Annotated in this window: 13 protein-coding genes and 1 pseudogene; 3 read left to right on the top strand and 11 right to left on the bottom strand. The window is 63.4% G+C overall.

Features of this window, described 5'->3' with window-relative positions:
- Positions 1 to 715, bottom strand: a 715-nt coding sequence (locus G1E_RS29700; RefSeq protein ID WP_371259952.1) for a phosphoenolpyruvate carboxylase, incomplete at its 3' end; no start/stop codon positions are given.
- Between the two features lie 263 nt (positions 716 to 978).
- Between G1E_RS29700 and G1E_RS19440 the strand changes: the two genes are divergently transcribed.
- From G1E_RS19440 to G1E_RS19430, 3 genes are all read left to right on the top strand, one after another.
- Positions 979 to 1,326, top strand: coding sequence for a hypothetical protein (locus G1E_RS19440; RefSeq protein WP_009686990.1), 348 nt, complete (start codon positions 979 to 981; stop codon positions 1,324 to 1,326).
- Between the two features lie 305 nt (positions 1,327 to 1,631).
- A complete protein-coding gene (locus G1E_RS19435) occupies positions 1,632 to 2,045 on the top strand; it encodes a DUF4398 domain-containing protein (protein ID WP_009686991.1) in 414 nt (137 codons plus the stop codon).
- A 50-nt stretch (positions 2,046 to 2,095) separates the two neighbouring features.
- Positions 2,096 to 2,887: an OmpA family protein gene (locus G1E_RS19430; protein ID WP_009686992.1), complete on the top strand. Its 792-nt coding sequence runs from the start codon at positions 2,096 to 2,098 to the stop codon at positions 2,885 to 2,887.
- Between the two features lie 64 nt (positions 2,888 to 2,951).
- Here G1E_RS19430 and G1E_RS19425 read toward each other — a convergent pair whose 3' ends face one another.
- The 10 genes and pseudogenes from G1E_RS19425 to G1E_RS19380 all read right to left on the bottom strand — a co-directional run.
- Positions 2,952 to 3,278, bottom strand: coding sequence for a hypothetical protein (locus tag G1E_RS19425; RefSeq protein WP_009686993.1), 327 nt, complete (start codon positions 3,276 to 3,278; stop codon positions 2,952 to 2,954).
- The gene (locus tag G1E_RS19420) at positions 3,275 to 4,198 is read right to left on the bottom strand and encodes an alpha/beta hydrolase (protein WP_029885106.1); all 924 of its coding nucleotides are present in this window, start codon (positions 4,196 to 4,198) and stop codon (positions 3,275 to 3,277) included. The genes G1E_RS19425 and G1E_RS19420 overlap by 4 nt, the downstream gene beginning before the upstream one ends.
- Positions 4,170 to 5,489, bottom strand: a complete 1,320-nt coding sequence (locus G1E_RS19415) for a flavohemoglobin expression-modulating QEGLA motif protein (protein WP_154211460.1) — start codon at positions 5,487 to 5,489, stop codon at positions 4,170 to 4,172. The genes G1E_RS19420 and G1E_RS19415 overlap by 29 nt, the downstream gene beginning before the upstream one ends.
- A 93-nt stretch (positions 5,490 to 5,582) precedes the next feature.
- Positions 5,583 to 6,131 (bottom strand): hypothetical protein, encoded by a 549-nt coding sequence (locus G1E_RS19410; protein ID WP_009686996.1) that lies wholly within the window; start codon positions 6,129 to 6,131, stop codon positions 5,583 to 5,585.
- A gap of 28 nt (positions 6,132 to 6,159) precedes the next feature.
- Complete coding sequence (locus tag G1E_RS19405) at positions 6,160 to 6,876, bottom strand: TetR/AcrR family transcriptional regulator (protein ID WP_009686997.1); 717 nt, start codon at positions 6,874 to 6,876, stop codon at positions 6,160 to 6,162.
- Positions 6,877 to 7,026: 150 nt separating this feature from the next.
- Positions 7,027 to 8,529 carry a lysine--tRNA ligase gene (gene lysS / locus G1E_RS19400; RefSeq protein WP_009686998.1) on the bottom strand — a complete coding sequence of 501 codons (1,503 nt, stop codon included), beginning with the start codon at positions 8,527 to 8,529 and terminating at the stop codon, positions 7,027 to 7,029.
- A gap of 92 nt (positions 8,530 to 8,621) precedes the next feature.
- Positions 8,622 to 9,717 (bottom strand): peptide chain release factor 2 gene (gene prfB, locus G1E_RS28425; protein WP_110678858.1). Its coding sequence is split into 2 segments (ribosomal slippage): positions 8,622 to 9,644 and positions 9,646 to 9,717, totalling 1,095 coding nucleotides; the frame shifts between segments, so codons are not numbered across the junction.
- A gap of 128 nt (positions 9,718 to 9,845) precedes the next feature.
- Positions 9,846 to 10,850 (bottom strand): Wsp signal transduction system regulator diguanylate cyclase WspR, encoded by a 1,005-nt coding sequence (gene wspR, locus G1E_RS19390; RefSeq protein WP_047150030.1) that lies wholly within the window; start codon positions 10,848 to 10,850, stop codon positions 9,846 to 9,848.
- Between the two features lie 51 nt (positions 10,851 to 10,901).
- Positions 10,902 to 11,925, bottom strand: a pseudogene (locus tag G1E_RS19385) (chemotaxis response regulator protein-glutamate methylesterase).
- Positions 11,922 to 13,282 (bottom strand): hybrid sensor histidine kinase/response regulator (locus G1E_RS19380; RefSeq protein ID WP_157050339.1); only part of this gene is annotated, 1,361 nt, incomplete at its 5' end. The gene G1E_RS19380 and the pseudogene G1E_RS19385, both read right to left, overlap by 4 nt.

The following is a 13,282-nucleotide window of genomic DNA, read 5'->3' as shown; positions in this document are numbered from 1 at the left end:
CCTCCAGCGGCAGGCGCAGCCCGGTGGCGTCCAACAAGGCCTTGTCGACCTTGCGCAGGTGGCTGGGGATGGCGTGCCATAACGAATGCTCGATCACGGCGAAGCCCCACTTGGCCTCGTCGACCGGGGTTGGCCGGGTGCGCCGGATTTCCTCGGTGTGCCAGGCCTCGGCGATCAACCGGCGCAGGCGTTCGCGCACGTGCTCGCGTTCTGCCGGGGTCAGGTCGCGGTGGTCCTGGGCAGCCAGCTGGCCGGCAATGGCATCGTACTTTTGAATCAGCGTGCGCCGCGCCACTTCGGTGGGGTGTGCCGTGAGCACCAGCTGGATATCCAGCTTCGCCAACTGCCGGGCCAGGGCATCATTGCTGTGCCCGGCCTGCTTCAGCCGCGCCAGCAACTCGGGCAGCACCCGCGCTTCGAACGGCTCGGGCTGGTCGGCATCGCGGCGGCGGATCAACTGGTACTGCTCGGCCATGTTGGCCAGGTTAAGGAACTGGTTGAAGGCCCTGGCCACGGGTAGCAGGTCTTCTTCGGCAAGGTCTGCCAGGGTCGAACTCAGTTGCTCCCCGGGGCCGCGACGGTCGGCCTTGGCGCTGTGGCGAATGGCTTCGATCTTCTGCAGGAATGCATCGCCATGCTGTTGGCGGATGGTTTCGCCCAGCAGTTCACCCAACACATGCACATCTTCACGCAAGCGCACATCGATATCGGTCATTGGCCCCTCTCTCCGTTGCATCCCTTCCAGGCTACACGCCCTTCCTGGGGGGCGGGCATGCCCGCGAAAAATCCAACGCGGTGGCTGGCACCGGCTTCACCGGTGTTCGCGGGCATGCCCGCTCCCACATTGGGGCGGTGACATTCACCCAAGAGTGCCCCCAGCCAAGCAGCGATGGCAAGCAGGGATCGGCCAAAGCAAACTAAAGTGAAGGTTGAGCACTCCCATGCCATGCAGCCTTCGAGGCGTAACCAGAGGTCATCATGAAAATCCGTGAACTCGCCCAGCACTGGGAACAGAATGCCGCCGGCACCTTGAGCCGTACCGGCCATGTCCTGCATCTGGACCTGGAGTCCGAAGCGCGCCTGGCCGCGCTGATCGACATGTACCCCAAACGTACCGCCGAGGAACTGCTCGGCGAACTGGTCGCGGCCGCGCTTGAAGAAGTGGAAGCCAGTTTTCCCTATGTGCCCGGTCGCCAGGTCATCGCCACCGATGAAGAAGGTGACCCGATGTATGAGGATGTGGGGCCGACACCGCGGTTTTTGTCGCTGTCGAAGCAGCATCTGCACAGCCTTACCACCGAGGGCAGTGAAGAGCCAGGGGCGTAGGCATTGCGCTGCCTTGATTGATCAGGCGCCGCCCGCGCGGCGCCTGATCTCGGGCAGCACATGCGCCGAGACGAACATTGGCCGCGCCGTCCGCCACCCGCTTCAATTGCCTCGGGCACTCTGCAAAAACCCTCCGCCGGGTCAGAAATTTTTCGGAACTATCCAAAAAAACTCTGAGTCACAGCTAATAGCCATCACGCTAAAACCCTGCACACCTGCCGTTGTGCACCGTTGATCCCAAGCGCGCGGACTTGTCAGGGAATGAGCGATGGACTGCTACGGACATCGTTATCAGGAGTGATCCAATGGAGCTGACCACCATGAAAACCCGCACTAGCAAACCGTCATCCACTCATGTGCGCGGGTTCAAGCTGGCCGCGCTGGCCCTGGGCAGTAGCCTGGTCCTGGCCGGCTGTGCGGGTAACCCGCCTACCGAGCAATATGCGGTTACCCAGTCCGCCGTGAATTCCGCTGTCAGCGCTGGCGGCACCGAGTTCGCCGCCGTGGAAATGAAAGCCGCGCAAGACAAGTTCAAGCAGGCTGAAATCGCCATGCACGACAAGAAGTACGACGAAGCCAAGCGCCTGGCCGAACAGGCCGAATGGGACGCACGCCTGGCTGAACGCAAGGCCCAGGCGGCCAAGGCTCAGAAGGCCGTGCAGGATGCCCGCCAGGGCGTTCAGGACGTACGTGAGGAAGGCCTGCGCAGCGCTCAGTGAGCCCTGCCCCGCCAACCTTAGCCTTCGCACACGATCAAAGGATGAACACTATGCGCAATTACGTCATGATTCCCGCCCTGCTGGCCCTGAGCGTCGGTCTTGCTGCGTGCTCGCACGACCCTAACGCCAACCTGGAAGCCGCCCGCACCAACTTCTCGGCCCTGCAGAGCGATCCACAGGCGAGCAAAGTCGCCGCGCTGGAAACCAAGGATGCCCAGGATTGGCTGAACAAGGCCGACAAGGCCTACATGGACCGTGAAGACGAGAAGAAAGTCGACCAGCTGGCCTACCTGACCAACCAGCGCGTCGAAGTGGCCAAGCAGACCATTGCCCTGCGCACTGCCGAGGGTGAGCTGAAGAACGCAGCCGCCCAGCGTGCCCAGGCCAAGCTGGATGCCCGCGATGCCCAGATCGCCAAGCTGCAGAACAGCCTGAACGCCAAGCAGACCGACCGCGGTACGCTGGTGACCTTCGGTGACGTGCTGTTCGACTTCAACAAGGCCGAGCTGAAAAGCAACGCCTACCCGAACATCACCAAACTGGCCCAGTTCCTTCAGGAAAACCCTGAGCGCAAGGTGATCGTAGAGGGCTACACCGACAGCGTCGGCTCGGCCAGCTACAACCAGAGCCTGTCCGAGCGCCGCGCCAACAGCGTACGCATGGCCCTGGTGCGCGCCGGCGTAGACCCAGCGCGCATCGTGGCCCAAGGCTACGGCAAGGAGTACCCGGTTGCGGACAACTCCAGCAACTCCGGGCGTGCACAGAACCGTCGTGTGGAGGTGACCATCTCCAACGACAACCAGCCGGTGCAGCCACGCTCCATGAGCCAGGCCAAGCAGTAATACTGGCCAGCTGACAGAGAAAGCCCCGCGATCGACGCGGGGCTTTTTTTTGCTTCGCTGCCGCTCACTGTACCTGCTGCGGCGTTTCCTCACCCATGCAGCGCACTGCACGCTTGCGGTTGTCCACCAGCACACCCGTCAGGCCTTTCTGCTGGGTATCGAACAGCACCAATACCCCGTCCACGCACTGCGCCACTTGCGGTGCCGGGTCCAGCGAAACCTTGTAATCCTCGCCGGGGACGGTCTTGAGCATGGTGTAATCCTGCAGCAACAGGGCATCCTCGGGTTTGGCGAAATGCAGGTAGCCGTAGTACCACAAGGCGCCCACCGTCACGATGATGCTGCCCACACCCGTCAGGATCAGCGGGATGGCGTTGCGTTCTTCACTCATTGGCTGTTCTTCTCGTCAGGGTAATCAGGCACTTCGGCGAGCCGCCGCAGGCCGTTGAAATGGCTAGGGTCATCGAGGAAGCGCAACATCACCTGGCGCCATGTAGGGTCGGCGAAGGTCTGCACATGGCCACCTCGGGTCAGTTGCAGCACCCGTGGCGGTGGCGCGTGCTGATACAGACGGATACCGTTTTCCAGCGGCACCAGGTCGTCATCGATGCTCTGGAAGAACAGCTTGGGCGGGCTGCGCAGTTGCTCGATCGAGCGGATCGCGCTGTCGCCGTCGGGCACCAGCCACGACAGTGGCACCTGCAATGGCCAGGTCATCCACGAGGTACTGAGGGCATAGCGCCCCACCGCCCGGTAGCTGGCCGGCACCCCGTCGAAAACCAGGGCAGCGAAGCGCTGGCGCTGCTCCGGGTGGCCTGCCAGGTAATGAATCGCCATGGCGCCGCCCAGGCTTTGCCCCAGCAACACCAGAGGCTTGCCCTTGGCCTCGGGCGCCTGGTCCAGCCAGGCCATGGCCGCGGCGATGTCCTGGTATACCTCTGGCAGGCTCGGTTTGCCCTCAGACAGGCCATAGCCGCGGTAGTCGACCATCAGCACCTGGTAACCCTGCTCCGGCAGCCAGTAGCTGCCACCCAGGTGCCCAGGCAGGTTGCCGCCGTTGCCGTGCAGGTGCAACACCGTACCCTTGACCTCGACACCCGGCTTGGCCGGCAGCCACCAGCCGTGCAGGCGAACGCCATCGGCAGTGGTCAGGGTGACATCACGGTACGCCAGCTTGGCCCGTTCAGGGGTGAACGCCTGCCCGCGCTCGGGGTAGAACAGCAGGCTGCTGCAGCCGCCCAGGGCCAGCAGCACCAGCCCCAGCAGCAGCGGGCGGCAGGACTTAGAGAATATTCGCGTAGTCGGCTTCAATGCGATCCAGGCTCAGGTGGTTGAGGAAGTTGGAGAAGCACATCCAGGCCGACAGCGCGTTGAGGTCACGGAACTGTTCGGGCAAGTACTTGGGCGGCTCGACCAGCCCCTCCTCGACCAGTTGACGCAAAGTGCGCATGTCTTCCAGGGTGGTCTTGCCACAGAACAGCAGCGGTATCTGTTCGAGCTTGCCCTTCTTCACAGCCAACTGAATGTAGTTGTAAACCATGATGAAGCCCTTGAGGTAGGACAAGTCCTTGGTAAATGGCAGGCCGTTGGGCACCGAGCCGCGGAATACCCGGCTGGCGTTGCTGTAGCTTTGCCCCATCTCGAAGCCCTGCTCACGGAAGAAGCCGTACACCTGCATGAAGTCGGCGCCCTCCTCGACCATGTGGATGGCACGGGTGCGGTTGGTGAGCTTGCGCAGGCGGCTGGGGTAGGAGGCAAAGGCAATCACCTCCATGAGGATGGCCAGGCCTTCCTGGGTCACCGTCGACGAGGGCGGGCCCTTGGCCAGGAAGGTGCAGATCGGCTGGTTCAGGCCATTGAGCGTGGTGCCGACGTGCACCAGCCCTTCGTGCACTTCCAGCGCCCGCACGTCACGGGCATTGAACATGGCATCGGCGCGCACCTTGATATAGTCGGCACCGGCGGCGGCGTCAGCGACAATGCCGTCGGACTCGAATACACGGATGGTGCCTTCGGCTTCACCGAACACCGTGTTCAGGCGCCGCTGTAGGGTATCGACAGCCTCTTTGGCGGTCAGGTTCTTCGGTTCGTCCTTCAGGTCGCCGCGGCCATCGATGTTGTTCAGGTAGTCCGACAGCATCAGGCCGAGGTCGGCCAAGGTCGGGTCACCGGCATGAAAGGCGTCGGAAGCGGCGCCATACAACTCCTGGGAGATCAGGCCGAACTCCTCGGTGCCACGGGCTTCGAGCATGCGCACTACCATGCGGTACTCGCGGCACATGCGCTTCATGATCTGCCCAACGGGGTTGAACTGGCCTAGCTGGCGAATGATGTCGCGCTCGATCCCCTGAAACTCGGCCTTGACGGCGCTGGAGTCGAACGACAGGGGCCGCGACTGGTAATAGGCGCGGTCGACCGCTGGCGGCTCCTTGCCCTTGCCCTGCAGGAAGCCCTGCCGAATGCTGTCGTCCCACTTCACCGCATCCAGCACCCGAATCGGTGTTTGCGCCGCGACGATGCGGTCGGACAGGGCGCGGATGGTCTGCTGGTATTCGTCCACCGGGGACTCCTTTCTAGTACAGAAAACCTGTACCGGCCTCATCGCCGACAAGCCAGCTCCCACAGGTTTATCACTGCCTTGGAGCCCTGTGCTGTACCCGTGGGAGCTGGCTTGCCGGCGATGAAGCCAGCACGGTCATTTGCCGGACCGCTGGAACCGGGCCACTTCAACGAACAGGTCCGAGTTGGCCGGGTCGTCCAGGTACGCCAGCACCCGCGCCGACGGGCTGTCGATCAACACACCATCGCCGTTGCCTTCCGGCACCTCGGTACTGCGCCCGGTCAGTTCCTGTTTGTCCAATGCCTGCTGCACTTGCTCGACATCCAGGTTGTACAGCACCAGTTCCTTGCCATCGACGATATCGAAGCCGCCAATCAGGAAATTGCCGCCCAGGCGCTTGGGCACACCGGCCGACAGGTACCAGCGGTTACCGTGGCGCGACACCGTGAACATGTAGGCTTCCGGTGCCTTGCCTTTGGCCGTGGCGACCGCCTTGTAGGCATTGCCACTGCTGCGGGTGATGGTGAGCTTCAACGGCTCACCCCAGGCGTCCTTGCTGCTCCACTTGCCGAGCAAGGCCTTGGGCGCGGCCTGATTGCTGGGCAATGGCTCATGGAAGGTCACCAGACAACCGCCCAGCAGCAGGAATGACAAAGTCAACAACACCACACGCCAGGCTTTCATCAGGTTCTCCTTGAAAAGTCGGTCTCGCTCAGGCCGATGCCAGCACCAGTTGCAGGTATCGGGTAAGCATAGCGAGCATCTGCCCATCGGCTTGCGCGCTGGCATCCTTGAGCAGGCCCTGATATTCCATCTGCTCGATAATCGCCGTCAACATTTGGGCGTCCTGTTCCGGCTGCCGCGAACCGACCACCTGCAGCAATTGGCGGGTGCCGTGCAGCAGGATCTGCTCGTGCGCACAGACCAGTTCGGCCAGGCGCGGGCACAGCAGCGCCTCTTGGCGGAACGCCTGTTCGGCCATCAGGAAGTCGCGGCGGTTCAGCAGTTGGCGCTGCACGTAGTCGGCGGTCATGCGTGCCACTTCGTCAGCCAGCCGTGCCCGCGCCTGCGGGCTGCCATCCCCTTGGGCCAGCAGCTGGCGCAGCACAACTTCGGTGTTGGCCCACAGTTTGGCCATGTAGGCGGCGCTGCGTTCGACGTACTGGGCGAAGGTATCGGTGAGCAGGTCCTCGATGTCCTTGAAATAGTAGGTGGTGGCCGACAAAGGCACACCGGCCTCGGCAGCCACCGCCCGGTGACGCACGCCGCGAACGCCATCGCGCACGACAATGCGCATGGCAGCATCGAGAATCTGCTGGCGACGCTGTTCGCTGCCTTGGCGGGCAGCTTTGCGGCCTTGGTATTGCACGCTTTCGGCGACGGCGGTGGCGATGCCGGCGGCGCCCTGGTGAGGGGTGGCGGGTGTCATAGGGGACCTCACGGAAGAAGCGGCAAGCTACAAGCGGCAAGCCACCAGAAAAAGCGGAATGCACGCGGACTGCCGTTTCTTGTAGCTTGCCGCTTATGGCTTGCCGCTCGCAAAGAAAAGCCGCCTGAAAAGGCGGCTCGTTCAGCTCACTCAGGCCTGCGGGCGCATGTGCGGGAACAGGATCACATCGCGGATCGACGGCGAGTTGGTCAGCAGCATCACCAGGCGGTCGATACCAATGCCTTCACCCGCGGTCGGCGGCATGCCGTACTCCAGCGCGCGAACGAAGTCGGCGTCGTAGTGCATGGCTTCGTCGTCACCGGCGTCTTTCTCGGCTACCTGGGCCAGGAAGCGCTCGGCCTGGTCTTCGGCATCGTTGAGCTCGGAGTAGGCGTTGGCGATTTCGCGGCCACCGATGAACAGCTCGAAACGGTCGGTCACGGCCGGGTTGTCGTCGTTGCGACGGGCCAGCGGCGACACCTCGAACGGGTACTCGGTGATGAAGTGGGGCTGCTCCAGCTTGTGCTCGACCAGCTCTTCGAAAATCATCACCTGCAGCTTGCCCAGGCCTTCGTGGCCCAGCACCTTGGCACCGGCCTTCTTGGCGATGTCACGGGCGCGGTCGACGTCCTGCAGGTCGGCAGCGGTCAGCTCCGGGTTGTACTTGAGGATCGAGTCGAACACCGACAGGCGGGCGAACGGCTCGCCGAAGTGGAACACCTTGTCGCCGTACGGCACGTCGGTGCTGCCCAGAACCAGCTGCGCCAGCTCGCGGAACAGTTCCTCGGTGAGGTCCATGTTGTCGCGGTAGTCGGCGTAGGCCTGGTAGAACTCGAGCATGGTGAATTCCGGGTTGTGCCGGGTCGAAACACCTTCGTTACGGAAGTTGCGGTTGATCTCGAACACCTTCTCGAACCCGCCCACGACAAGCCGCTTGAGGTACAGCTCCGGTGCAATGCGCAGGAACATGGCCATGTCCAGGGCGTTGTGGTGGGTTTCGAACGGCTTGGCCGCAGCACCACCCGGGATGGTTTGCAGCATGGGCGTTTCGACTTCGAGGAAGTCACGCTCGATGAGGAACTTGCGAATGTGCGAGATCACCTGCGAGCGCACACGGAAGGTGTGGCGGGTTTCTTCGTTGACCATCAGGTCGACGTAGCGCTGGCGGTAGCGCTGCTCGGTATCGGTCAGGCCGTGGTGCTTGTCGGGCAGCGGGCGCAGCGACTTGGTCAGCAGGCGCACGTTGGTCATTTCGACGTACAGGTCGCCTTTGCCAGAGCGGGCCAGGGTGCCCTCGGCGCTGATGATGTCGCCCAGGTCCCAGGTTTTGACTGCGGCCAGGGTTTCTTCCGGCAGGGTCTTGCGGTTGACGTAGACCTGAATGCGGCCGGTCATGTCCTGGATCACCATGAACGAGCCACGGTTGAGCATGATGCGGCCCGCCACCTTGACCGGAATCGCGGCTGCTTCCAGCTCTTCCTTGGTCTTGTCCGCGTACTGCTTCTGCAGGTCGTTGCAGTAGCTGTCGCGACGGAAGTCATTGGGGAAGGCATTGCCCTTGGCACGCTCGGCGGCAAGTTTTTCCTTGCGCAGGGCGATCAGGGCATTCTCTTCCTGTTGCAGGTCTTGCGATTCGGTCTTGAGGTCGCTCATCTGGTCATTTTTTCCATCAGGTATTCGTTGCCCTTTTCGGGCAGGGCACGCGCCAGCGGCGGTTCGCCGATGGCGCGGCGGTGGAGTACGGCTTACAGGCCCTGCTTCAGGCTTGCTTCCAGGTACTGGTCGAGGTCGCCATCCAGCACCTTCTGGCAATCGCTACGTTCCACGCCGGTACGCAGGTCCTTGATACGCGAGTCATCCAGCACGTAGGAGCGGATCTGGTGGCCCCAGCCGATGTCCGACTTGCTGTCTTCCAACGCCTGCGAGGCGGCGTTGCGCTTTTGCATTTCCAGCTCGTACAACTTGGCCCGCAGCATTTTCATGGCGGTGTCCTTGTTGGCGTGCTGCGAACGTTCGTTCTGGCACGCCACCACGGTGTTGGTCGGTACGTGGGTGATACGTACGGCCGAGTCGGTGGTGTTGACGTGCTGGCCACCGGCACCGGAGGAACGGTAGGTGTCGATGCGCAGGTCGGACGGGTTGATCTCGATTTCGACCTTGTCGTCGATTTCTGGCGAAACGAACACCGCCGAGAACGAGGTGTGGCGACGGGCGCCGGAGTCGAACGGGCTCTTGCGCACCAGGCGGTGCACGCCGATTTCGGTGCGCAGCCAGCCAAAGGCGTACTCGCCCTTGATGTGCACGGTGGCGCCCTTGATACCGGCTACTTCACCTTCGGACAGTTCGATGATGGTGGCGTCGAAACCACGCTTGTCGGCCCAGCGCAGGTACATGCGCAGCAGGATGTTGGCCCAGTCCTGCGCCTCGGTACCGCCAGAGCCGGCCTGGATATCCAGGTAGGCGTTGTTCATGTCCATTTCGCCGCTGAACATGCGACGGAACTCAAGCTGAGCCAGGTTTTCTTCCAGGCCTTCCAGCTCGGTCACGACGTCGCCGACGGCGCCTTCGTCATTTTCCTCGACAGCCATGTCGAGCAAGTCCTGGCAGTCGCCCAGGCCGTTGGACAGCTTGTCCAGGGTCTCGACCACCTGTGCCAGCATGGCACGCTCGCGGCCCAGGGCCTGCGCGTACTCGGGCTTGTTCCAGACGTTGGGGTCTTCCAGCTCGCGGTTGACTTCGATCAGGCGGTCATGCTTGTGATCGTAGTCAAAGATACCCCCGAATTGACTGGGAACGCTCGGTGAGGTCCTTGATGGTGTTCAGGATCGGTTGGATTTCCATGGGCTGGCTACTCGCACGAATTCGGTGAAAAGCCTGCGAGTATAACCGAGTCCGCCGCAGGGCGGCAGACCCGCCGGGCGGTAGCCTGTACATGAGCTACCACGAGGGCCGGTGCTGTTATCGGCGCGTCAGGCAATGCCGACCTGGTTGCGCCCGCCATTCTTGGCCAGGTACAGGCCCTTGTCGGCCGCCGAGATCAGTTGCCGGCAATGGCTGCCGATACTCGGGGTCTGGGTGGCCAGGCCGATGCTCACGGTCAGGAACGCATCAGCCGCCGGTGCAGTGTGCGGGATACCCAGGCCATGCACGGTCTGGCGCAGCTTTTCGGCCACCAGCCGTGCCCCGCCAGGCGAGGTGTTGGGCAGCACCAGGGCGAATTCCTCGCCGCCGTAACGCGCGGGCAGGTCACTGGGCCGCGAGCAGGAGCCGCGGATCGACTCGGCCACCTGGCGCAGCGCCTCGTCACCGGCCAGGTGGCCAAAGCTGTCGTTGAAGGCCTTGAAGTAGTCCACGTCGATCATCAGCAGCGACAGTTGTTGCTGCTCGCGCATGGCCCGGCGCCACTCCAGTTCCAGGTATTCGTCGAAGTGCCGGCGATTGGACAGCCCGGTCAGGCCATCGGAGTTCATCAGCCGCTGCAGCATCAGGTTGGAATCCAGCAACTGCTGCTGGCTGACGCGCAGGGCGCGGTAGGCCTCGTCGCGCTGCAGCAGGGTCAGGTAGGAGCGCGAGTGGTAGCGAATACGCGCCACCAGTTCGATGGTGTCCGGCAGCTTGACCAGGTAATCATTGGCCCCGGCCGCAAACGCCGCGCTCTTGACCAGAGGGTCTTCCTTGGTGGAGAGCACGATGATCGGAATGTCCTGGGTCACCGGGTTGTTGCGGTACTCACGCACCAGGGTCAAACCGTCCAGGCCCGGCATGATCAGGTCCTGAAGGATGACCGTGGGCTTGATGCGCATGGCCTGGGCCACCGCCTGGTGGGGGTCGGCACAGAAGTGGAAGTCGATATTGTCCTGGTTGGCCAACCCTCGCCTCACGGCCTCGCCGATCATGGCCTGATCGTCGACCAGCAGTACCATTGCCGCGTTTTCGTTGGTGGTCGCGAAACCTTCGATCGGTAAATCATCCATACATGGTCACCCGATCACTACCGGCGTGGCGGCGTGATTCAATACGTGTCGTCATTTTCCAAAAATTTCCGTCAAGCGCCCGGCGATGCGGTCCAGCGGGCGAATTTCCACGGCAGCATCAATGGCTGCGGCGGCCTTGGGCATGCCGTACACCGCGCTGCTGGCCTGGTCCTGGGCAATGGTCAGGAAACCCTGCTGACGCATCAGCTTCAGGCCTTGGGCACCGTCGCGGCCCATGCCGGTGAGCAATACCCCCACCGCATCGCCGTGCCAGTGTTGGGCCACGCTCTCGAAAAACACATTAATCGACGGCCGGTAGATTTCATTCACCGGCTCGGCAGTGTAGGCCAGTTGGCCGTTCTGTAGCAGGCGGATATGGTGATTGGTGCCGGCCAGCAGCACCACGCCCGGCTGCGGCGGGCCCCCCTTCCCGGGCCGCCCNNGCCAGCCGCACCTGCCGGTTGGCGGCGGTGCCGAGCCACTCGGCCATGCCTGCGGCAAATACCTGGTCCACATGCTGGACCAGCACGATGGCCGCCGCAAACGCCGGCGGCAAGCCCTTGAGCAACACCTCCAGGGCTGCCGGGCCACCGGCCGACGAACCAATCGCCACCAGGCCGCGACGCTGTGAAGCTTCGCGCAGCGGCAGCTCAACCGGGCGCGCAACCGGTGCACGCTGCTGGCCAATCAGCCAGCCGATATTGAGGATCTTGCGCAGCAGCGGGGCCGCCGCTTCGCGGGGATCACCCGCGCCCAGTGCCGGGGTGTCCACCACATCGAGCGCGCCATGGCCCATGGCTTCGAACACCCGGTGCACATTCTGCTTGCGGTCGACCGTGACGACGACGATGGCACATGGGGTTTCGGCCATGATCCGCCGGGTCGCCTCCACGCCGTCCATCACCGGCATGATCAGGTCCATGAGGATCAGGTCCGGAAGCTGCTCGGTACAACGCTGCACTGCCTCGGCGCCATTGCTGGCCACCCACACCAGCTCGTGCGCGGGCTCAAGGGCGACTGCACGGCGTAGGGCCTCGACCGCCATGGGCATGTCATTGACGATGGCGATCTTCATCCCTGAGCCCCTCCGATCAGTTCCACCACAGCATCCAGCAACGCGTCGTCGTGGAAACTGGCCTTTGCCAAATAGTAGTCGGCCCCAGCATCCAGGCCACGCCGCCGGTCTTCCTCACGGTCTTTGTAGGACACCACCATCACTGGCAAGCCTTGCAGGCGCTGGTCGCGCCGCACCAGGGTGACCAGTTCGATACCGTCCATGCGTGGCATGTCGATATCGGTGATCAGCAAATCGAAGTCTTCACTGCGCAAGGCGTTCCAGCCGTCCATGCCGTCTACCGCTACCGCCACGTCGTAGCCACGGTGGCTGAGCAGCTTGCGCTGCAGCTCGCGCACGGTCAGTGAATCGTCGACCACCAGGATGCGTTTGTGCGCCACCCCACGGGTGCCGCCGCTGCCGCGTTCGATACGCTCCAGGCTGCCGGTGCTCAGCAGTTTATCCACCGAGCGCAGCAGGTCTTCGACATCGACGATCAGCACCACTGAACCATCATCGAGCAAGGCACCCGAAGAAATGTCCTGCACCTTGCCCAGCCGTGGGTCGAGCGGCATCACCACCAGCACGCGTTCGCCTACCAGGCGCTCCACGGCCACACCGTACAGTTGCTCGCGCTCACGGATCACCACGACCCGCAGGCTGCTGCCGTCGCTTTGCCCCAGCGGGCGGTTGAGCAACTGGCTGGCCGCCACCAGGCCGATGTGCCGGCCCTCGTGCCAGAAGTGCTGGCGGCCTTCGATCTGCACGATCTGCTCGGCGGTGACGTCCAGGGTGCGCTCGATATGCGCCAGCGGAAAAGCGTAAGCCTCGCCACCGACCTCGACGACCAGGCTACGCACCACGGACAGGGTCAACGGCACCTGCAGATGGAAGCGGCAGCCCTGCCCTGGCTGCTGGCTCAGCTCGATCGAGCCGCGCAGTTCGCGAATCATGTGTTGCACCGCATCCAGCCCGACGCCGCGCCCGGACACTTCGGTCACCTTGTCGCGCAGGCTGAAGCCGGGCAGGAACAGGAATGTCAGCAGTTCCGCTTCGCTCATGCGCGCCACGGTGTCGGCCGGCGACAGGGCGCGCTCGACGATACTGCCGCGCAGGCGCTCCAGGTCGATACCGGCGCCATCGTCGATCAGCTCCAGGCTGAGCATGCCAGCTTGGTGCGAGGCACGCAGGCGCACCAGCCCTTCCGCTGGCTTGCCCGCCAGCAGGCGCCGTTCCGGAAGTTCGATGCCGTGGTCCACGGCATTGCGCAACAGGTGGGTCAATGGCGCTTCAAGCTTTTCCAGCACATCACGGTCGACCTGGGTTTTTTCGCCCTCCACCACCAGCCGTACCGGCTTTTCCCGCGAACGGCCGCGGC

Origin of the sequence: Pseudomonas sp. TJI-51 (assembly GCF_000190455.2) — a bacterium.
GTDB lineage: Bacteria > Pseudomonadota > Gammaproteobacteria > Pseudomonadales > Pseudomonadaceae > Aquipseudomonas > Aquipseudomonas juntendi.
The sequence above is the reverse complement of the archived record's forward strand: the minus strand, read 5'-3'. Positions and strand labels throughout refer to the sequence as shown.

Bases quoted from the DNA above. Each gene is read 5' to 3' on its own strand.
- G1E_RS19440 (WP_009686990.1), top strand. From the start codon at position 979: ATGAAAATCCGTGAACTCGCCCAGCACTGGGAACAGAATGCCGCCGGC.
- G1E_RS19435 (WP_009686991.1), top strand. From the start codon at position 1,632: ATGGAGCTGACCACCATGAAAACCCGCACTAGCAAACCGTCATCCACT.
- G1E_RS19430 (WP_009686992.1), top strand. From the start codon at position 2,096: ATGCGCAATTACGTCATGATTCCCGCCCTGCTGGCCCTGAGCGTCGGT.
- G1E_RS19425 (WP_009686993.1), bottom strand. From the start codon at position 3,278: ATGAGTGAAGAACGCAACGCCATCCCGCTGATCCTGACGGGTGTGGGC.
- G1E_RS19415 (WP_154211460.1), bottom strand. From the start codon at position 5,489: ATGAGGCCGGTACAGGTTTTCTGTACTAGAAAGGAGTCCCCGGTGGAC.
- G1E_RS19410 (WP_009686996.1), bottom strand. From the start codon at position 6,131: ATGAAAGCCTGGCGTGTGGTGTTGTTGACTTTGTCATTCCTGCTGCTG.
- G1E_RS19405 (WP_009686997.1), bottom strand. From the start codon at position 6,876: ATGACACCCGCCACCCCTCACCAGGGCGCCGCCGGCATCGCCACCGCC.
- lysS (WP_009686998.1), bottom strand. From the start codon at position 8,529: ATGAGCGACCTCAAGACCGAATCGCAAGACCTGCAACAGGAAGAGAAT.
- wspR (WP_047150030.1), bottom strand. From the start codon at position 10,850: ATGGATGATTTACCGATCGAAGGTTTCGCGACCACCAACGAAAACGCG.